Origin of the sequence: Stutzerimonas stutzeri, from assembly GCF_000219605.1 — a bacterium.
GTDB classification, from domain to species: domain Bacteria; phylum Pseudomonadota; class Gammaproteobacteria; order Pseudomonadales; family Pseudomonadaceae; genus Stutzerimonas; species Stutzerimonas stutzeri.
Map to the genome: position 1 here is coordinate 3,556,861 of NC_015740.1, position 18,817 is coordinate 3,575,677.

15 protein-coding genes are annotated in these 18,817 nt (G+C 64.7%); 9 read left to right on the forward strand and 6 right to left on the reverse strand.

Annotated elements, in window-relative coordinates:
• Nucleotides 1-164 precede the first annotated feature (164 nt).
• Entirely contained in the window at nt 165-1,457 is a 1,293-nt protein-coding gene (purD, locus tag PSTAB_RS16510; protein WP_013983849.1) for a phosphoribosylamine--glycine ligase, read from the forward strand.
• A gap of 116 nt (nt 1,458-1,573) precedes the next feature.
• Nucleotides 1,574-4,375 (forward strand): hybrid sensor histidine kinase/response regulator, encoded by a 2,802-nt coding sequence (locus tag PSTAB_RS16515; RefSeq protein WP_013983850.1) that lies wholly within the window; start codon nt 1,574-1,576, stop codon nt 4,373-4,375.
• Nucleotides 4,376-4,396: 21 nt separating this feature from the next.
• Here the strand turns inward: PSTAB_RS16515 and PSTAB_RS16520 are convergent, their stop codons facing one another.
• Nucleotides 4,397-5,647, reverse strand: coding sequence for a cytochrome P450 (locus PSTAB_RS16520; RefSeq protein ID WP_013983851.1), 1,251 nt, complete (start codon nt 5,645-5,647; stop codon nt 4,397-4,399).
• A gap of 203 nt (nt 5,648-5,850) precedes the next feature.
• On the opposite strand from PSTAB_RS16520, the gene PSTAB_RS16525 reads away from it, so the two are divergent.
• A complete protein-coding gene (locus tag PSTAB_RS16525; RefSeq protein WP_013983852.1) occupies nt 5,851-6,798 on the forward strand; it encodes a lysylphosphatidylglycerol synthase transmembrane domain-containing protein in 948 nt (315 codons plus the stop codon).
• Between the two features lie 109 nt (nt 6,799-6,907).
• Nucleotides 6,908-7,639 carry a VC0807 family protein gene (locus tag PSTAB_RS16530; protein ID WP_285590059.1) on the forward strand — a complete coding sequence of 244 codons (732 nt, stop codon included), beginning with the start codon at nt 6,908-6,910 and terminating at the stop codon, nt 7,637-7,639.
• A 56-nt stretch (nt 7,640-7,695) separates the two neighbouring features.
• Here PSTAB_RS16530 and PSTAB_RS22180 read toward each other — a convergent pair whose 3' ends face one another.
• From PSTAB_RS22180 to PSTAB_RS16550, 5 genes are all read right to left on the reverse strand, one after another.
• A complete protein-coding gene (locus PSTAB_RS22180; RefSeq protein ID WP_443977743.1) occupies nt 7,696-7,782 on the reverse strand; it encodes a small membrane protein YohP in 87 nt (28 codons plus the stop codon).
• Nucleotides 7,783-7,879: 97 nt separating this feature from the next.
• On the reverse strand, nt 7,880-8,779 hold the full coding sequence (locus PSTAB_RS16535; RefSeq protein ID WP_013983854.1) for an AEC family transporter: 900 nt from the start codon (nt 8,777-8,779) through the stop codon (nt 7,880-7,882).
• Between the two features lie 104 nt (nt 8,780-8,883).
• Nucleotides 8,884-9,804: a dTDP-4-dehydrorhamnose reductase gene (gene rfbD, locus PSTAB_RS16540; protein ID WP_013983855.1), complete on the reverse strand. Its 921-nt coding sequence runs from the start codon at nt 9,802-9,804 to the stop codon at nt 8,884-8,886.
• 259 nt (nt 9,805-10,063) lie between these two features.
• Nucleotides 10,064-10,771, reverse strand: a complete 708-nt coding sequence (sfsA, locus tag PSTAB_RS16545) for a DNA/RNA nuclease SfsA (protein WP_013983856.1) — start codon at nt 10,769-10,771, stop codon at nt 10,064-10,066.
• Nucleotides 10,771-11,943 (reverse strand): pyridoxal phosphate-dependent aminotransferase, encoded by a 1,173-nt coding sequence (locus PSTAB_RS16550; RefSeq protein ID WP_013983857.1) that lies wholly within the window; start codon nt 11,941-11,943, stop codon nt 10,771-10,773. Before PSTAB_RS16550 ends, sfsA begins: the two co-directional genes overlap by 1 nt.
• 191 nt (nt 11,944-12,134) lie before the next feature.
• Here PSTAB_RS16550 and dksA point away from each other — a divergent pair, with 191 nt between their 5' ends.
• From dksA to PSTAB_RS16575, 5 genes are all read left to right on the forward strand, one after another.
• Nucleotides 12,135-12,581, forward strand: coding sequence for an RNA polymerase-binding protein DksA (dksA, locus tag PSTAB_RS16555; protein ID WP_013983858.1), 447 nt, complete (start codon nt 12,135-12,137; stop codon nt 12,579-12,581).
• An 89-nt stretch (nt 12,582-12,670) separates the two neighbouring features.
• A complete protein-coding gene (gene gluQRS, locus PSTAB_RS16560) occupies nt 12,671-13,576 on the forward strand; it encodes a tRNA glutamyl-Q(34) synthetase GluQRS (RefSeq protein WP_013983859.1) in 906 nt (301 codons plus the stop codon).
• Nucleotides 13,577-13,681: 105 nt separating this feature from the next.
• Complete coding sequence (locus tag PSTAB_RS21640; RefSeq protein WP_003095129.1) at nt 13,682-13,858, forward strand: hypothetical protein; 177 nt, start codon at nt 13,682-13,684, stop codon at nt 13,856-13,858.
• Complete coding sequence (locus PSTAB_RS16570; RefSeq protein WP_013983860.1) at nt 13,842-16,796, forward strand: sensor histidine kinase; 2,955 nt, start codon at nt 13,842-13,844, stop codon at nt 16,794-16,796. The genes PSTAB_RS21640 and PSTAB_RS16570 overlap by 17 nt, the downstream gene beginning before the upstream one ends.
• A 61-nt stretch (nt 16,797-16,857) precedes the next feature.
• Entirely contained in the window at nt 16,858-18,273 is a 1,416-nt protein-coding gene (locus PSTAB_RS16575) for a sigma-54-dependent transcriptional regulator (protein WP_013983861.1), read from the forward strand.
• The last annotated feature ends 544 nt before the right edge of the window (nt 18,274-18,817 follow it).

Below are 18,817 nucleotides of genomic sequence, written 5' to 3' on the forward strand. Positions count from 1 at the left end.
CCCGACTCTTCCCCCATGCTCATTGCCAGAAGGCAACTCCGCTGGGTGAAGAGTCGGGCGCCTTGCATCTACCAGCCCGATCGCGACCTCGGTATTCGTAGGGTGGATAACGCTTTGCTTATCCACCAAGCGGGCTACCGGCCCGCCTCCATTGGGAGAGAGAAATGAACGTACTGATCATCGGTAGCGGCGGCCGCGAGCATGCCCTGGCCTGGAAGGTCGCGCAGGACCCACGCGTTGCCAAGGTATACGTAGCCCCCGGCAACGCAGGCACCGCCACTGAAGCCAAGTGCGAGAACGTCGCCATCGACGTGCTGGCCATCGAGCAACTGGCGGACTTTGCCGCGGCCAACGTGCAGCTGACCATCGTCGGACCGGAAGCGCCGCTGGTCAAAGGCGTGGTCGACCTGTTCCGCTCGCGCGGGCTGGACATCTTCGGCCCCACCGCTGCCGCCGCGCAGCTGGAAGGCTCCAAGGCCTTCACCAAGGATTTCCTGGCGCGTCACGCCATTCCGACCGCCGACTATCAGAACTTCACCGAAGTCGAACCGGCGCTGGCCTATCTGCGCGAAAAGGGCGCACCGATCGTTATCAAGGCCGACGGCCTGGCGGCCGGCAAGGGTGTGATCGTCGCCATGACCCTGGCCGAAGCCGAGGACGCCGTGCGTGACATGCTCTCCGGCAATGCCTTCGGCGACGCCGGGGCGCGGGTGGTGATCGAGGAGTTCCTCGATGGCGAAGAGGCCAGCTTCATCGTCATGGTCGACGGCGAGCACGTGCTGCCGATGGCCACCAGCCAGGACCACAAGCGCGTCGGCGACGGCGACAGCGGCCCGAATACCGGCGGCATGGGCGCCTATTCGCCGGCTCCGGTGGTCACTGCCGAGGTACACCAGCGCGTGATGGATGAGGTGATCTACCCGACCGTGCGCGGCATGGCCGCCGAAGGCAACGTCTACACCGGCTTCCTTTATGCCGGGCTGATGATCGACAAGGCCGGCAAGCCTAAGGTCATCGAGTTCAACTGCCGCTTCGGCGACCCGGAAACCCAGCCAATCATGTGCCGCCTGGAGTCCAGCCTGGTGCTGCTGGTCGAGGCCGCGCTGGCCAAGGCGCTGAACAAGGTCGAGGCGACCTGGGATCCGCGACCGACCGTCGGTGTGGTACTGGCTGCCGGCGGCTACCCGGGCGACTATGCCAAGGGCGACGTGATCGAGGGACTGGACGAAGCAGCCAAGCTGGATGGCAAGGTGTTCCACGCGGGCACCGCTTTGAATGCCGAGGGTCAGGTAGTCACTGCCGGCGGCCGCGTACTCTGTGCCACCGCTATCGGCCGTAGCGTGTCCGAGGCACAGCAGCAGGCCTACCGCCTGGCGGAAAAGATCCGCTGGAATGGCTGTTTCTACCGCAAGGACATCGGCTACCGCGCCATCACCCGCGAGCGCGGCGAGGGTTAAGCTCAGCCTGTCATCAGGAATGCGTGCGGCGCCAGGTTTTATCGCCGTCGCACGCATTACAGGCCGGCTGCGGCATGGCTATAATCCGCCGTCACACTCATGAACGGACTTCTCTAGTGGGTCGGCTCCGGATTGCCATAGCTGTCATCTTCGGCCTGCTGCTGATCAACCTGATCCCGCTGTCGGCCCAGGCTTCCATTGCCCCTTCGCCGGCCTCCGCCACGCTTTCCGCTGATTCCGTACCACAGAACTGGCGCCTGCTGATCGACCAGTCCGGCGGCCTCACGCTGGATGAAGTGGTTTCCCAGCGCGCGCTGTTCCAGCGCCTGGACAAACTTTTCTACAGCGCACCGGCCAGCGATCGGGCGGTCTGGCTGCAGGTCAGCCTGCCGCCACTGACCAAGCCCAAGTGGCTCTGGATGTTCGCACCACGCGCGCAGTATCTGGACTTCTATCTGCTGCGCGACGGCCGACTGGAGCGCCACACAGCGACCGGCGACATGCGCCCGATCAGCGAGCGTCCTCTGCCCAGCCGCGCCTACCTGTTCAGCCTGCCCAACGATGGCCAGCCACGTGAGGCCTACATCCGCCTGCAGTCCAGTCACCCACTGATGACCTGGTTCAAGACCATCGACGAAGCGGGACTGGTGAACCAGAACAAGCCGGCCTATCTGTTCGGTGCGCTGTTCGGCGCGCTCGCGCTGCTGGCGCTCTACAACCTGCTGCGCTTCGCCTACACCCTCAGCTGCACCCATATCTGGCTCAGCCTGCTGCACGGTGCGCTGCTGAGCTGCGCCACGGCCAACCTCGGCGTGCTGGCCATATGGCTGCCTTGGTTGACCTACAGCCAGCCGCTGATCGCCGATTTCTCGGCCCTGGCCGCGAGCTGCGCCCTGCTCGGCTACACGCTGGGCTTCTTCAATCAGCGCGGGCGCACCTGGATCACCTGGCTGCTGGGCATCGAACTCAACCTGGTGCTGGCGCTGGCCGCCAGCATCCTGCTTGCTCAATGGCCCTGGTACAGCTGGCTGATCTACTCGCTGGTGCTGGCGGCGGCGTGCAGCGTGCTGGCCGTGGCGAGTTATCACTGGCGGCAAGGCTACAAACCGGCCCGCCTGGTGGTAGCCGGGACGACGCTGTTCGCGCTCGGGATGGTGTTCTTCATGCCAATGCTGCTGGGCTTCGATCAGCTCGATCCGGGCTGGCTCACTGGCGGGCTCTTCAGTCTCGCGACGCTGGCGGGGCTGCTGCTCAGCTTCGCCCTGCTCGAACGGCAGCGGCAACGGCAGTCGGACAGCCGCAGCCAGTACACCGCTGCGGCAGTCAGCACTGCCGAGCTGAAGACCAAGGCCGATTTCCTGTCGAAGATCAGCCATGAGCTGCGTACGCCCATGAACGGCGTGCTGGGCATGAGCGAATTGCTGCTGGGCACCTCGCTGTCGGCCAAGCAACGCGACTACGTCCAGACGATTCACAGCTCCGGCAACGAGTTGCTCAACCTGATCAACGAAATCCTCGATATCTCCAAGCTGGAGTCCGGCCAGATCGAACTGGACGAGGTGCAGTTCGACTTCAATGCCTTGATCGAGGACTGCCTGAGCATCTTCCGCGCCAAGGCCGAGCAGCAGAAGGTCGAGCTGATCAGCTTTATCCAGCCGCAGTTGCCGCAAGTGGTCACCGGTGACCCGACCCGCCTGCGGCAGACCCTGCTGAACCTGCTGGAGAATGCCTTCAAGCAGACCGACGAAGGCGAGGTGCTGCTGATCGCGGCGGTCGACGGGCCGACGGAGAGTCCGCGACTGCGCATCACCGTCCAGGACAGCGGCCGTCCGCTGGAGGCCTACGAGCGCGACGCGCTGCTCAACGCCGCGGTAGACAGCCATGACTTCCTCGCGGCGACGCGGCATGGCGGGCGGCTCGGCCTGATCATCGCGCGCCAGCTGGTCCAGCTGATGGATGGCGACTTCGGCATCCAGACCGGGGCCAGCCAAGGCAATACGCTGTGGATCAGCCTGCCCCTGGCCGGCGAGGGTCTGGCACAGAACAACGCGGACCTGGACGGCCCGCTGCAGGGCACGCGCCTGCTGATCGTCGACGACAACGACACCTGCCGCAAGGTACTGCTGCAGCAGTGCAGCGGCTGGGGCCTGGATGTGAGCGCGGTCGCCTCGGGCAAGGAAGCGCTGGCCCTGCTACGGACCAAAGCCCACCTGAAGGAGTACTTCGACGTGGTCCTGCTCGACCAGGACATGCCGGGAATGACCGGCATGCAGCTGGCGAGCAAGATCAAGGAGGACTCCAGCCTCAACCACGACATTCTGCTGATCATGCTCACCGGCATGAGTAGCGCGCCGAGCAAGATCATCGCCCGCAATGCCGGGATCAAGCGCATCCTGGCCAAACCGGTGGCCGGCTACACCCTCAAGACCACTCTGGCCGACGAACTCGCGCAACGCCAGGCAGGCAGCCAGCACCGGCCGAGCCCCACAGCGCAGCCCTTGCCTCCGCTGGAGGTCCCCAGTGACTTCCGCATCCTGGTTGCCGAGGACAACAGCATTTCCACCAAGGTCATCCGCGGCATGCTGAACAAGCTCAACCTGCAACCGGATACTGCCTGCAACGGCGAGGAAGCGCTGGAGGCGATCAAGGCTCAGCCGTACGACCTGGTGCTGATGGATTGTGAGATGCCGGTGCTCGACGGTTTCCAGGCCACGCACCAGTTGCGCGAGTGGGAAGCGCACAATGCCCGGCCGCGTACCCCGGTGGTCGCGCTCACCGCGCATATCCTCAGCGAGCACCGCGAACGTGCCCGAGAGGCCGGCATGGACGGTCACATGGCCAAGCCGGTGGAGCTGTCCCATCTGCGCGAGCTGATCGACCACTGGGTTCGCGTCAAGCAGGCCGAGCACGCCGAATGATGACGTGCCGGCGGCTCAGGATCAGGACGCCCGCGGCCTCACATCGCTGATCAGCAGCCCGCTTTCCGGTTTCGCCGGCATCCGCGACAGGTCGATCCGCAGGTCCTGTGCCGGCACTGCATAGTCCATCTCCCGAGTCAGCATACGTAGCGCGAGCTTGAGCAGTTCGATCGCCAGCCGCTCGCCCGGGCAGCGATGCCCCTGCGCGGGATCGCCACCACCCTGAGTCACGAAACTGAAGGCATCGCCCGCCCAGTCAACGAAGCGTTCCGGCTGAAAGGCCTCGGGGTCAGTCCAGCGACTCGCCTCGCGATTGGTGCCCCAGAGGTCCAGCATCACGCGCGTGCCGGCCGGGAAGTGATGGCCCTGCCAATCGAAGCCTTCCCGCACCCGCGCGGCCGTGAACGGGAAGAACGCGTGCAGCCGGCGCACCTCCTGGGCGAAAGGCTCGAGCAGTTCGTCCTCGGCGCGCAACCGTTCGCACCAGTGCGGATGCGCCAGCAACTCAAGGGCGGCGTAAGTGATGAAGTAGGCCACCGCAACCGTCGGGCGCAACAGATTGAGCAGCTCGACCGCCGCGATACGGCTGTCCAGCGGTTTGCCGTCCAGGTCCCGGTGATGCGCCACGACCATGAGTGCCCGGGTCGGGTCGCCCTGCAGCTCACCGGCACGCACCTGCTCGATCAGGTGCTGCGTCCAGGCCTCGGCCTCGCGACGAGCCTTGCGCGCCGCCAGGTGCCGGGGTCCGATGCCGCCCGCGCCGTCGATCATCTGCGCCAGCTGGTCACGGCGCAGCTCACGCTCGGCGGATGGCAACGGCACTCCAGCCCAGCGGCAGACACTGTCGGTGAGCAGCATCTGCACTTCACCGAGCAGCTGGACTTCGCCCTGTGCCTGCCATTGGCCGATCGCCTGACGCCAGCTCCGCTCGGTCAGGCCGACCAGCTCGTCGACAGCCGCGGCGTCCAGCAGCTGCAGGAACATGCGTTTGCGATGGCGATGCGCCTCGCCATCGAGCCCCTGGACGCCACCCTGTCCGAGCAGCGTCTTCTTCAGCATCCGCGGCATCGCCTGCGCGCGCTGAAAGTGGCGCTCGTCATAGAACAGGCGCGCCGCCTGCTCCCCGCTCAGGCAGATGGTGTTCTGCATCAGCAGACGCGCCTGAAAAACATTGCTGTGCAGGCGCTGGCAGCGATCGCGGATGAAGGGATAACCTTCGCCCAGCAGCGCCAGCGAACTTTCCAGATGATCATCGCGAGGAATGTCAGTCATGCCGTTCTCCAGTAGCCAGGTCTGCAATCGACAAGCTGGGGCGGGGGACGTTGCCGGAAACAAGGCCCAGTGGTCGGAAACTGAACAAAACTGGCCGGCCGCTGCCGATTACTGGACGAGTCGAAGAAACGGCCAAGGCCTCGATACGCCCATCCGAGCGCGCGCCGTTTCGTCCGAAGGAGCCATGGGATGATGACCCGCCGATGATGAAGAAGAGCGATGTCGCCTGGACCCTCGTTGGGGTCTCGGCTGTGCTGCTGTCCGGCTACTTGCTGTACCACGAGGTTCGCAATATCTCGCTGACCGAGCTGGCCGACAGCCTGCGAGCCATCGGCGCCCGGGGCTGGCTGCTCGCGGCACTGTCGACGCTGGGCGCTTATGTCGCGCTGGCCTGGTATGACCGCATTGCCATGGCCCATCTGGGCAAGACGATTTCTTGGTGGTTCATCGCGCTCTGCTCGTTCACCACCTATGCGCTGGCGCACAACATTGGCGCGTCGGTGTTCTCCGGCGCGCTGGTGCGCTATCGGGCGTATCGCAGCAAGGGCCTGACGCCGCAGGAAATCGGCATTCTGATCGTCTTCTGTTCGCTGACCTTCACCCTCGGCACGCTGCTGGCAGCCGGCGTCGTGCTGATCCTCAAGCCTCAGCTGCTCGATCGCCTGGTCCACAGCGCCGGTTGGGTGTCCCTGGCCATCGGCTGCGGGCTGCTGGCGCTGATCGCACTCTACGTTTTCGGTGCGTGGCGCCAGTTGCCGCCCTGGCGGCTGGGCAAATGGCACATTCAGTATCCGCGCCTGCCGATCGTCGGTCGGCAGCTGCTGGCCGGCCCGCTGGAACTGCTCTGTGCGGCGGCGATCATCTATTTCGCGCTACCGGCCGAACACAATCCGGGTTATCTCACGGTGCTCGGGGTGTTTCTCGCGTCCTTCTCGCTCGCGCTGCTGTCCCACGCACCCGGAGGGCTTGGCGTGCTGGAGCTGACGTTCCTTTCGGCATTGCCGGAGGTGCCCAAGGTCGACGTGCTGGCGGCACTGATCGTCTTTCGCGGCTTCTATCTGCTGCTGCCGTTCGCCCTGGCCATGGTGGTCGTGCTGGTCTTCGAATTCGACCAGTGGCGCAATCGACGCCGCGAAGCGCCGATCCGTTGAGCCGACGGCGGATCGGGAAACACTACGACACCCCATATCGACCAAGATGGTCTGGCGAAGACGCGCCACACAGGCGATCATGCAGCCCTCTTCCGACCTATCCGATGTCATGACCGAAACTGCCCATACCCGCGCCGAACATAAACCGCGCCCGCTGATCGACCTGGCCGTCAGTATCCTGATCCCCTCGCTGATCCTGATGAAACTCAGCGGCGAAGACCGCCTCGGCGCCGACGGTGCCCTGCTGCTCGCCCTGGCCTTCCCGCTGGGCTGGGGGCTCTGGGAGCTGGCCAGATATCGCAAGTTCAACTGGATCGCACTGCTCGGCCTGATCAGCGTGCTACTGACCGGCGGCATCGGCCTGCTGCAGCTGGACACCCAGTGGCTGGCGATCAAGGAAGCGGCGGTGCCGGGCATCATCGGGATCGCGGTACTGGCCTCCACGCGCACCCGCTACCCGCTCATCCGCACGCTGCTGTACAACCCCAAGGTACTCAACGTGGACAAGATCCACGAACAGCTCGAGCGCAACGGCCAGACCGAACACTTCGAGACACGCCTGTTGCGGGCTACCTACCTGCTCAGCGGCACCTTCTTCTTCTCGTCCTTCATGAACTACGTGCTGGCCAAGTGGATCGTCAACAGCCCGGCAGGCAGCGAGGCGTTCAATGCCGAACTGGGCCGCATGACGCTGCTCAGCTATCCGATGATCGCCATTCCCAGCATGCTGATGATGATGGCGATCTTCTTCTATCTCTGGCGCACCATCCACGGCCTGACTGGCCTGCGCCTTGAGGACATCATGGCTAGCGGAAGCCAGGAACAGGGCGGTAGCAAGTAAACGAAAAAAAGGGCCGCCCGGCACGCGCCGAGCAGCCCTTTTAAAGCCCCGTCCCGTCAGAACAGCAGCTTGAAGATCCCGATCACCACGATCAGGCCGATGATGAAGATGATGCCCGCGGTTCCGCCAATGAATTTCAGCATGCCGTTCTCTCCCGTTTTTCCAAGTCTGTGATTTTGTGACAGCCCTGGCTCCAGGCCGTTCGACGAAATCCGACCGGGGTAGACGGGGACGGCGCCGTCAGCCTGCGGCCAGCAGCATCCAGAGCGGCAGGCTGACCGCCGCCGCCACGGTGGAAAGGAAGACCGTCGAGCTGACCGCGCGGGTGTCGTCGGAATGTTTCACGAAGGCCAGCACATTGACCCCGCTGGGGCAGGCGGCAAGCAGCACCAGCACGTTTCGCGCATCCTGATTCAGCCCCGGCAGCATACCGCTCAGCCACCAGACAAGGGCCGGGAACAGCGCCAGCTTGATTAGGGTCAGCAGCAGTACCGAAGCGCTTGGCCGCAGCCGATAACGCGACAGACTGATGCCCAGCACCATCAGCGCGCAGGGCAGCGCCGCCTGCGCCAGCCAACCGGCGATTCGCCAGAGCGGCTCGGGTAGTTCCAGGCCGGAGAGATTCAGCAGAGCCCCCAGCAGCAGGCCGACGATCAGCGGGTTGGCCAGGTTCTTCAACAACGCTGGAACACTGACCTTGTCGCCATCACCGAGCGCCGCATAGAAGCTCTGCAGCGAAAACAACACCAGGCTGTGGAACACCAGGATGGCGAACACGTATACCAGGCTCTCGGCGCCGAGCAGCGTCGTCACCAGCGGGATGCCGACCAGCACATTGTTCGAGTAGGCGGCCGTGAGACCAAGCGGCGTGGCCCGCCCGGCGCGGCGGTGAGCGGCCAGGTTGACCAACAGGAAAACCAGCAGCACCGGCACGAAATAGCCCAGCAGGAGCATCGGCGACATGCCATCGCTCAGCTCGGCGCGCGCGATACCGGTGAACAACACCGCTGGCATGAACAGCTTGAAGGTGACGCTGGCCAGCCCGGCAGCACCTTCATTGGTTAGCCACTGACGCCAACCGAACAGATATCCAAGCGTGATCAGACCGAAGATCGGCAGGATCGCCAATACCACTACCATGTGCCCTCCGAGAGCCGAACGTCAGGCCACGCCTTGGCGCGGGGGGCGCAAGAATACACGCTGGGCAGGGAGATCGCACCGGCGGTCCGAGTACCGCCACCGGGTCAGGCGCGGAAGGTCCGCTCCCGCTTGACCGCATTTGCCTCCTGCTGGCGCAGAATTGCCAGCACATCGGCCAGGTCTTCCTGCCAGCGGTGCGGGGCAAGACCGAACGCTGCCTCGAATCGACTGCAATCGAGCACGGACCAGGCCGGTCGCCTGGCCGGCGTCGGATATTGCGCCGTCATGATCGGCGATACCTCGGGCTGCCTGGCGATCAGCCCGGCCGCTTCACCTTGACGGAAGATTTCGACGGCGAAGTCGTACCAGGAGCAGGCAGGCGCGCCGCTGTAGTGGTAGACGCCCCAGGCGAGTTCCGCACCGTCCGCATAGCGCCGGGCCAGCTCGAGCAGCACCGAGGCGATGCTGCCGGCCTGAGTCGGACAGCCGATCTGGTCGCTCACCACACCCAGCGCATCACGCTGGCGCGCCAGGCGCAGCATGGTCTTGACGAAGTTATGCCCATGTACGCCATACACCCAGCTGGTGCGCAGGATCAGATGAGCCGGCAGACAGCTGCGGATCGCCTCTTCACCGGCCAGTTTACTCGCGCCGTAGACGCCGGTCGGACCGGTCTCGTCGCTTTCGGTATAAGGCCGGGTGGCTTTGCCCGAGAACACGTAGTCGGTGGAAATGTGAAACAGCGGAACACCCGCGTGCTTGGCAGCCTCGGCCAGGTGACGCGGACCGTCGCGATTGACCGCATACGCCTGCTCGCCATGGGACTCGGCATTATCCACATGGGTATAGGCGGCCGCGTTGATGATCAGCTCGGGACGCTGACGCATCGCGTCGGCCACTTGCTCAGGCTTGGCGATGTCCAGCTGTGCCCGCGCCGGGGCCAGCACATCCAGTCCGAAACGTGACGCCCGCTCCACCAGCTCACGACCAACTTGGCCACCAGCACCGCAAACGAGGATTCGCATTCTTTGTCGCCTCATCGACGACGTTCGCGGCCAGCGCGAACGTCCGAAAATGGTTCTAGCCACGGCATCACGCACGCGTGCGCGGTGTCGCCGCAGGTCCCATCGAAACAGGCAGGAGCGCATCTTGACGCCGGCTCAAGCGGCGGAGCAGAGCCTGCCCGTGCATGATGGATGTGGTTTCCAGCCACGTTGAGGCCAGACGAAAGGCACTTTGTTCCCGGCCGGATAGAATTTTTTTCCACGTCCCGGCTGCCGACCTTCAGAGCAACACCGGCAAACGTGCGCCGACCCGAAGCTCCACGGGGGACAGCTCGACCCCGTAGGCAAGCACCTCGACACCTGCCGCCACCGCGTCGCGCAGCGCAGCGGCGTAACCCGGATCGATCTCCTCGGCCGGACGGACCGCGTCCACGCCGCTCAGATTGACGCAGTACAGCTGCACCGCGCGCACCCCGGCGCGCGCCAGCGCCGCCAGTTCGCGCAGATGCCGTGCACCGCGCAGCGTCACGGCATCAGGGAACGCCGCCACTGCTGTGTCGGCGAACCCCAGGGTGACGCTCTTGACCTCAACGTAGGCCGGCCCGCCGTCGAACTCGAGGCGAAAGTCCACGCGACTGTTCTCCACGCCATAGGCCACTTCGCGCTTGAGCGCCGAGAAGCCGGCCAGCTCGGCGATCTGTCCGCCCAGCAATGCTTCCTCGACCAGAGGATTGGCGCGCGCGGTGTTCACGCAGGCCAATCGCCCCTGCGGCGTCTCCACCAGCTCCCAGGTGCCGGGCAGCTTGCGTCGAGGATCGCTGCTGCGCTGGAACCACACCCGCGCGCCCTCGCTCATGCAGTTGAGCATCGAGCCGGTGTTGGGACAGTGGATGCACATCGCCTCGCCCTCGTCGGTGACGATATCGGCGAGAAAGCGCTTGTAGCGCCTGACCAGACGGCCCCGCTCCAGCGGTTGCGCGAAGCGCATCAGGGTCGCCAGCTACGCAGGCCGCAGGCGATGCGCTCGACGGCCTGTTCCAGGCGCGGCAGATCCTGCGTGTAGGCGAAGCGCACATGATGGCCGGCCTGGTGACGGCCAAAGTCCAGTCCCGGCGTGATGGCGACGTACTCCGTTTCCAGCATGTGCTGGCAGAACCCATAGGCGTCGCCGCCGAAGGCGCTGATGTCTGCATACAGATAGAAGGCTCCCTGCGGCTCGACCGCGATGCCGAAGCCCAGCTCGCGCAGGGCTGGCAGCAGGAAGTCCCGACGCCGGGCAAACTCGCCGCGACGCGCCTCGAGGATCTCCAGCGTCGCCGGCTCGAAACAGGCCAGCGCCGCGTGCTGGGCCATGCTTGGCGCGCTGATGTATAGGTTCTGTGCCAGCTTTTCCAGCTCGGGCACGGCCGCCGGCGGTGCCACCAGCCAGCCCAGGCGCCAGCCGGTCATGCCGAAGTACTTGGAAAAGCTGTTGAGCACGAAGGCCTCGTCATCGACTTCCAGCACGCTGGCCGCATCCGTGCCGTAGGTCAGCCCGTGATAGATCTCGTCGACCACCAAGTGGCCGCCGCGCTCCTTCAGCGCCGCCGAAAGGGCGGCCAGTTCGGGCCGCTCGAGCAGCGTCCCGGTGGGGTTGGCCGGCGATGCCACCAACGCGCCAACGCTGTCGCGATCCCAATAGCGCTCGACCAGTTCAGGGGTCAGCTGATAGCGCATCTCGGGGCCGACCGGCACGAGCTGCGCGGCGCCTTCCACCAGTCGCAGGAAGTGCCGGTTGCACGGATAACCCGGATCGGCCAGCAGCCAGTGCTTGCCCGGATCCACCAGCAGGCTGGAGGCCAGCAGCAGCGCACCGGAGCCGCCGGGAGTAATCAGGATCCGTTCGGGGTCAATGCTTAATCGATAGCGTTGGGCATAGAAGCCGGCAATCGCCTCGCGCAGCTGTGGCAGGCCACGGGCGGAGGTGTAGCGGGTGTGCCCGGCCGCTAGCGCGGCCTGTCCCGCGGCGACGATGGGCGCGGCGGTGGTGAAGTCCGGCTCGCCGATTTCCAGGTGAATGACGTCGTGGCCTTGAACTTGGAGCTGATTGGCCCGCTCCAACAGCGCCATGACGTGGAAAGGTTCGATTGCGCGACTGCGTGCGCTGTACGACGAGGTCATCTGACCTTCCTGTTGAGAACAAAACGTGAATTCTACCCAAGGTCCCGAAGCCGCTGCAGCCACTGTTGGAAAGGGGAGTAGCGCACCCCGAGCCGATCTGGTAAGTTCGCCCGCTTGCAGCCGCAGGGCCGGCACGGGCCGGCAAGGGACAAATCATCCTGCGCAATGGACATAGCGAGAGGCGTTCATCCATGCCCATTACCAAAGAAACACCGTCGAGCAAGCAACTGATTCGCGCCTTCGAGCCCTACAAGGAAAGCCAGGGCGAGGAATACATGAGCGACAAGATGCGCGCCCACTTCACCGGCATCCTGAACAAGTGGAAGCAGGAGCTGATGGAAGAGGTCGATCGCACCGTGCACCACATGCAGGACGAAGCTGCCAACTTCCCGGATCCGGCCGACCGCGCCAGTCAGGAAGAAGAGTTCAGCCTGGAACTGCGCGCCCGCGACCGCGAGCGCAAGCTGATCAAGAAGATCGACGAGACGCTGCAGCTGATCGAAGACAACGAATACGGCTGGTGCGATTCCTGCGGTGTCGAAATCGGCATCCGTCGCCTGGAAGCGCGCCCCACCGCCACCCTCTGCATCGATTGCAAGACGCTGGCGGAGATCAAGGAAAAGCAGATCGGTTCCTGATCCCGAACGGGGCGCTACGGCGCCCCGCTTCATTTCCAGGCCCTGCACCGTTTCATCCGCCTCGCCATCACCGATCGCGCCGGCCCGCCATGTCCTCCTCCGCTCCGCCCCAGCCCGCACGCTACATCGGTCGCTTTGCACCGACCCCCAGCGGCTACCTGCACTTCGGCTCGCTGATCGCGGCCCTCGCTTCCTATCTCGACGCCCGTTCGGTCGGCGGCCTTTGGTTGCTGCGCATGGAAGACATCGATCCGCCACGGGAGATGCCCGGCGCCCAGCGGGCCATCGTCGAGACGCTGCAGAGCTACGGCTTCGAATGGGACGGCGACATGCTGCGCCAGAGCGAACGTCACGCTGCGTATCGGGACGCCATCGAACGGCTGCTGGATGAAGGCCAGGCGTATGCGTGCACCTGCTCGCGCAAGCAGCTCGAAGGCTACCCGGGCCCCTACCCCGGCTTCTGCCGCGCCGCCGGTCGCAGCCTCGAGGATGCTGCCATCCGCCTGCGCGTACCCAATCGTGAATACGTCTTCATCGATCGTGTGCAAGGCGAGTTCCGCCAGCATCTGGGCCGCGAGGTCGGCGATTTCGTCATTCGCCGCCGCGACGGCCTGATTGCCTATCAGCTGGCCGTGGTACTGGATGACGCCTGGCAAGGTGTCACCGATGTGGTGCGTGGCGCCGACCTGCTCGATTCGACGCCGCGCCAGCTTTATCTGCAGGAAGTCCTCGGCCTGCCACAACCACGCTACCTGCACCTGCCGCTGATCATCCAGCCGGACGGACACAAGCTCGGCAAGAGCTATCGCTCGCCACCGCTGCAGGCCCAGGAGGCCAGCCCTCTGCTGCTTCGCGCGCTGCGTGCCCTTGGCCAGCAACCGCCAGCGGAACTGGACGGCGCGCTGCCAGCGGACATTCTCGGCTGGGCCGTTGCCCACTGGAATGCAGCACGCATCCCGCGGGTCCGCACCCTCGCCGAAGCCCAGCTGCGCTGAGCCACGCATGGATCGAACTACCCGAGGCGAGCTTTTGCCTGCCGCTGGTGGCTTGCCGCGTGCCGCTGCTCTACCATCGCCCTCACTTCCGACACGAGACCCGGCATGTATATCTACCGACTGGTGCTGCTCCTGGTGGTGGGGATCTACCTGTTCTCCCCCGCCATCATGGACTGGTGGATCGACCCCAACGGTGCCTGGTATCGGCCCTATCTGCTGTGGCTGATCCTGATCGTGGTGACCTTCATTCTCCAGAGCCAGCGTGATGCAGACGAGCTTTAGCCTGAGCCACCTAATCCTGATCAGCGCCGCCTACCTGTTCATGCTGTTCGGCGTGGCCTGGGTCAGCGATCGCGGGCTGATCCCGCGCTGGATCATCCGCCACCCGCTGACCTACACCCTCTCGCTCGGCGTCTACGCCAGCGCCTGGGCCTTCTATGGCACCGTGGGCCTGGCCTACCAGTATGGCTATGGGTTTCTCGCCACCTATCTCGGCGTGTGCGGCGCCTTTCTGCTGGCGCCGGTGCTGCTCTACCCGATCCTGCGCATCACGCGTACCTATCAGCTGTCGTCGCTGGCCGACCTGGTGGCCTTCCGCTTCCGCAGCACCTGGAGCGGCGCGCTGACCACCATCGTCATGCTGATCGGCATGCTGCCGCTGCTGGCCCTGCAGATCCAGGCCGTCGCCGACGCCATCGGCATCCTGACCCTCGAGCCGCTGCAGGAGCGCGTGGCGCTGGGCTACTGCCTGATGATCATGCTGTTCACCATCCTCTTCGGTGCCCGCCACATCGCCACGCGGGAGAAGCACGAAGGGCTGGTGTTCGCCATCGCCTTCGAATCGATCGTCAAGCTGGTGACCTTCGGTGCCATCGGCCTGTACGCCCTGTACGTGGTCTTCGGCGGCCCGCACCAGCTGGAGATCTGGCTGCTGCAGAACCAGTCGGCGCTGCAGGCGTTGCACACGCCGCTGCAGGAAGGCCCGTGGCGCACCCTGCTGCTGGTGTTCTTCGCCTCGGCCATCGTCATGCCACACATGTATCACATGACGTTCACCGAGAACCTCAACCCGCGCGGGCTGGTCAGCGCCAGCTGGGGATTGCCGCTGTACCTGCTGCTGATGAGTTTGGCCGTGCCGCTGATCCTCTGGGCCGGCCTTAAGCTGGGCGTCAGCACCAACCCCGAATACTTCACCCTCGGCCTCGGCCTCACCGCACAGAGCGAAACCCTGGCGCTGCTGGCCTTCGTCGGCGGGCTGTCGGCCTCCAGCGGGCTGATCATCGTCAGCACCCTGGCGCTGTCCGGCATGGCGCTCAACCATCTGGTGCTGCCGCTCTATCAACCCTCCAGCGAGGGCAACATCTACCGCTGGCTGAAATGGACCAGACGCAGCCTGATCTTCGCCATCATCCTTGCCGGTTACGGGTTCTACCTGCTGCTCGGCGCCGAGCAGGACCTGTCCAACCTGGGCATCGTCGCCTTCGTTGCCACCCTGCAGTTCCTGCCGGGCGTGCTCTCGGTGCTCTACTGGCCGACCGCCAACCGCCGCGGCTACATAGCCGGCCTGCTGGCCGGCATCGGCGTCTGGATGGTGACCATGCTGCTGCCCCTGGTGGGCAATCTGGATGGTTTCTATATCCCGCTGTTCAATGTGGTCTACGTACTCGACGACACCAGCTGGCACCTGGCGGCAATCGCTTCGCTGGCGGTCAACGTGCTGGCCTTCTCGCTGTTCTCGATCTTCAGCGAGACCAGCCCCGAGGAGCAGAGCGCCGCCGAGGCCTGTGCGGTGGAAAACGTGCGCCGGCCGCAGCGGCGTGAACTGATGGCCGCCTCGCCACAGGAGTTCGCCACCCAGCTGGCCAAGCCCCTGGGCGCCAAGACCGCGCAGCGCGAAGTGGAGCAGGCACTGCGCGATCTGCAGCTGCCGTTCGACGAGCACCGCCCCTATGCCCTGCGCCGTCTGCGTGATCGCATCGAAGCCAACCTGTCCGGGCTGATGGGGCCCAGCGTGGCCCAGGATATCGTCGAGAACTTCCTGCCGTACAAGAACGGCGCCGAGGGCTACATCACCGAAGACATCCACTTCATCGAGAACCGCCTGGAGGAGTATCACTCGCGCCTGACCGGCCTGGCCGCCGAACTCGACGCGCTGCGCCGCTATCACCGGCAGACGCTGCAGGAGCTGCCCATGGGGGTCTGCTCGCTGGCCAAGGATCAGGAAATTCTCATGTGGAATCGCGCCCTCGAAGAGCTGACCGAAATTCCCGCGCTGCAGGTCGTCGGCTCGCGCCTGTCGACCATCGCCGAACCCTGGCGCAGCCTGCTGGGCGACTTCATCGAGCAGCCCGACGAACACCTGCACAAGCAGCGCCTGGCGCACAACGGCCATCGCCGCTGCCTCAACCTGCACAAGGCAGCCATCGCCGAGCCGCTGGCGCCCGGCAACAGCGGCCTGGTCCTGCTGGTCGAGGACCTGACCGAGACCCAGCAGCTGGAAGACCGCCTGGTGCATTCCGAGCGTCTGGCCAGCATCGGCCGCCTGGCCGCCGGCGTGGCGCACGAAATCGGCAACCCGATCACCGGCATCGCCTGTCTGGCGCAGAACCTGCGGGACGAGCGCGAAGGCGATGGCGAGATCGTCGAAATCAGCGCGCAGATCATCGAGCAGACCAAGCGCGTGTCGCGCATCGTGCAGTCGCTGATGAGCTTCGCCCATGCCGGCGAACGCCAGCACCAGCTCTATCCGGTGAGCCTGGCACAGGTCACCCAGGACGCCATCGGCCTGCTCTCGCTCAACCGCAACCGCACCGAGGTGCAGTTCCTCAACCTGTGCCATCCCGATCATGTGGCCGAGGGGGACCCGCAACGCCTGGCGCAGGTGCTGATCAACCTGCTGTCCAACGCCCGCGACGCATCGCCGCCCGGTGGCGTGATCCGGGTGACCAGCGAAGTGGCCGAGCAGACGGTCTATCTGACCGTGGAGGACGAAGGCAGCGGCATTCCGAAAGAGATCCAGGACCGCCTGTTCGAGCCGTTCTTCACCACCAAGGACCCGGGCGAAGGCACGGGCCTGGGCCTCGCGCTGGTCTATTCGATCATTGAAGAGCATTATGGCCAGATCGATATCGACAGCCCGGCTGACCCGGAAACGCAACGCGGCACCCGTTTTCGCATCACCCTGCCGCGGCATGTCGAAGCGTCACACGCCGTAAGTTGAAGAGGCGACTGCCGTACCGGCCCGGCGCCGGTTCTGCCTCCAGACCGTCGAGAGAGTACTGATGTCACACATACTGATCGTCGAAGACGAAACCATCATCCGCTCAGCCCTGCGGCGCCTCTTCGAACGCAACCAGTACGAGGTCAGCGAAGCCGGCTCGGTGCAGGAAGCACAGGAGCGCTACAGCATCCCGGGTTTCGACCTCATCGTCAGCGACCTGCGACTGCCCGGCGCACCCGGCACCGAACTGATCAAACTGGCCGAAGGCACACCGGTGCTGATCATGACCAGCTACGCCAGCCTGCGCTCGGCGGTGGACTCCATGAAGATGGGCGCGGTGGACTACATCGCCAAACCCTTCGACCACGACGAGATGCTGCAGACCGTGGCGCGCATCCTTCAGGATCATCAGCAGAGCGCCGCAGCCCTCGCTCAGCCGAGCCGTGGCAATGGCAGCGCCCCAAGCGACGCGGCACAGGGCGACATCGGCATCATCGGCCACTGCGCACCGATGCAGGACCTGTTCAGCAAGATCCGCAAGGTCGCCCCCACCGATTCCAACGTGCTGATCCAGGGCGAGTCGGGCACCGGCAAGGAACTGGTGGCGCGGGCACTGCACAATCTCTCGCGACGGGCCAAGGCGCCGATGATCTCGGTGAACTGCGCGGCCATTCCGGAAACCCTGATCGAATCCGAGCTGTTCGGCCACGAGAAGGGGGCCTTCACCGGGGCCAGCGCCGGTCGCGCCGGCCTGGTCGAGGCAGCCGATGGCGGCACCCTGTTCCTCGACGAAATCGGCGAACTGCCACTGGAAGCCCAGGCGCGCCTGCTGCGCGTACTGCAGGAAGGTGAGATCCGCCGCGTCGGCTCGGTGCAGTCGCAGAAGGTCGATGTGCGTCTGATCGCCGCCACCCACCGCGACCTGAAAACCCTTGCCAAGACCGGCCAGTTCCGCGAAGACCTCTATTACCGCCTGCACGTGATCGCGCTCAAGCTGCCGCCGCTGCGCGAGCGCGGCAACGACGTGCTCGAAATCGCCAAGGCGTTCCTGGCGCGCCAGGGCGAACGCATGAGCAGCGACGAGATGCGCTTCTCGCGCGACGCCGAACAGGCGATTCGTCACTACTCCTGGCCCGGCAACGTGCGCGAACTGGAAAACGCCATCGAGCGCGCGGCGATCCTGAGCGAGAGCCCGGAGATCGACGCCGAGCTGCTGGGCATCGATATCGAACTCGACGAGCTGGACGATGAGTTCGAAGAAGATTCACTCGGCGGCATCCGCGGTATCGCCGGTGGCAACGAGCCGACCGAGGATCTCTCGCTGGAGGACTACTTCCAGCATTTCGTGCTCGAGCATCAGGACCACATGACCGAGACCGAACTGGCGCGCAAGCTCGGCATCAGCCGCAAATGCCTGTGGGAACGCCGCCAGCGCCTGGGCATTCCGCGGCGCAAGTCCAGTAGCGCCGCCGGGTAATTTGTTACCGCCGGCGCATCGCTCGTAACAAAAACCGGGAGCATCGGTAACGACGCCCCGGTTTTTTCTTGCCTTCCGCCAAGCCTGGAAATCACAACTCATTGAAATATAACGATTTCCTAAAAATGGCACGGCAACTGCTTACCTAATGGCACAACAACAATAACAAGCAGATCCCACAATAAGAACAAGACGTAACGGCTCCAGCAAAACAACGACAAGAAGGCGGAGGCGCAGCTAACTGATTCTTTTGGAGAGGACATGCCACGGGGTTCGCCCCACGACCAGGCCGAGAACAACAAAAACTGCATCGAGCAGGCCCTGCACTGGTTGGATCGAAGATCAAGGCAACGTCAGCGACCAAAGAAATCCGTTTGCTATTGGCTCCCACTGTGGGAGCGTTCCCGACGGCCACGGCCCGAAGGACAGGCGAACAACAAGAACAGCAACGCCTGAGAAGACCAATAACAATAAATAAGCACGCGACATTATTCAGAGGGGAGCTTCGGCTCCCCTCAGTGCTATCTGGCTCCGCGGTTTCCTT

Excerpts from the sequence above, each read along its gene's own strand:
- purD (WP_013983849.1), top strand. The coding sequence starts at position 165 with ATGAACGTACTGATCATCGGTAGCGGCGGCCGCGAGCATGCCCTGGCC.
- PSTAB_RS16520 (WP_013983851.1), bottom strand. The coding sequence starts at position 5,647 with ATGACTGACATTCCTCGCGATGATCATCTGGAAAGTTCGCTGGCGCTG.
- PSTAB_RS16525 (WP_013983852.1), top strand. The coding sequence starts at position 5,851 with ATGATGAAGAAGAGCGATGTCGCCTGGACCCTCGTTGGGGTCTCGGCT.
- PSTAB_RS16530 (WP_285590059.1), top strand. The coding sequence starts at position 6,908 with ATGACCGAAACTGCCCATACCCGCGCCGAACATAAACCGCGCCCGCTG.
- PSTAB_RS22180 (WP_443977743.1), bottom strand. The coding sequence starts at position 7,782 with ATGCTGAAATTCATTGGCGGAACCGCGGGCATCATCTTCATCATCGGC.
- PSTAB_RS16535 (WP_013983854.1), bottom strand. The coding sequence starts at position 8,779 with ATGGTAGTGGTATTGGCGATCCTGCCGATCTTCGGTCTGATCACGCTT.
- rfbD (WP_013983855.1), bottom strand. The coding sequence starts at position 9,804 with ATGCGAATCCTCGTTTGCGGTGCTGGTGGCCAAGTTGGTCGTGAGCTG.
- sfsA (WP_013983856.1), bottom strand. The coding sequence starts at position 10,771 with ATGCGCTTCGCGCAACCGCTGGAGCGGGGCCGTCTGGTCAGGCGCTAC.
- PSTAB_RS16550 (WP_013983857.1), bottom strand. The coding sequence starts at position 11,943 with ATGACCTCGTCGTACAGCGCACGCAGTCGCGCAATCGAACCTTTCCAC.
- dksA (WP_013983858.1), top strand. The coding sequence starts at position 12,135 with ATGCCCATTACCAAAGAAACACCGTCGAGCAAGCAACTGATTCGCGCC.
- gluQRS (WP_013983859.1), top strand. The coding sequence starts at position 12,671 with ATGTCCTCCTCCGCTCCGCCCCAGCCCGCACGCTACATCGGTCGCTTT.
- PSTAB_RS21640 (WP_003095129.1), top strand. The coding sequence starts at position 13,682 with ATGTATATCTACCGACTGGTGCTGCTCCTGGTGGTGGGGATCTACCTG.
- PSTAB_RS16570 (WP_013983860.1), top strand. The coding sequence starts at position 13,842 with ATGCAGACGAGCTTTAGCCTGAGCCACCTAATCCTGATCAGCGCCGCC.
- PSTAB_RS16575 (WP_013983861.1), top strand. The coding sequence starts at position 16,858 with ATGTCACACATACTGATCGTCGAAGACGAAACCATCATCCGCTCAGCC.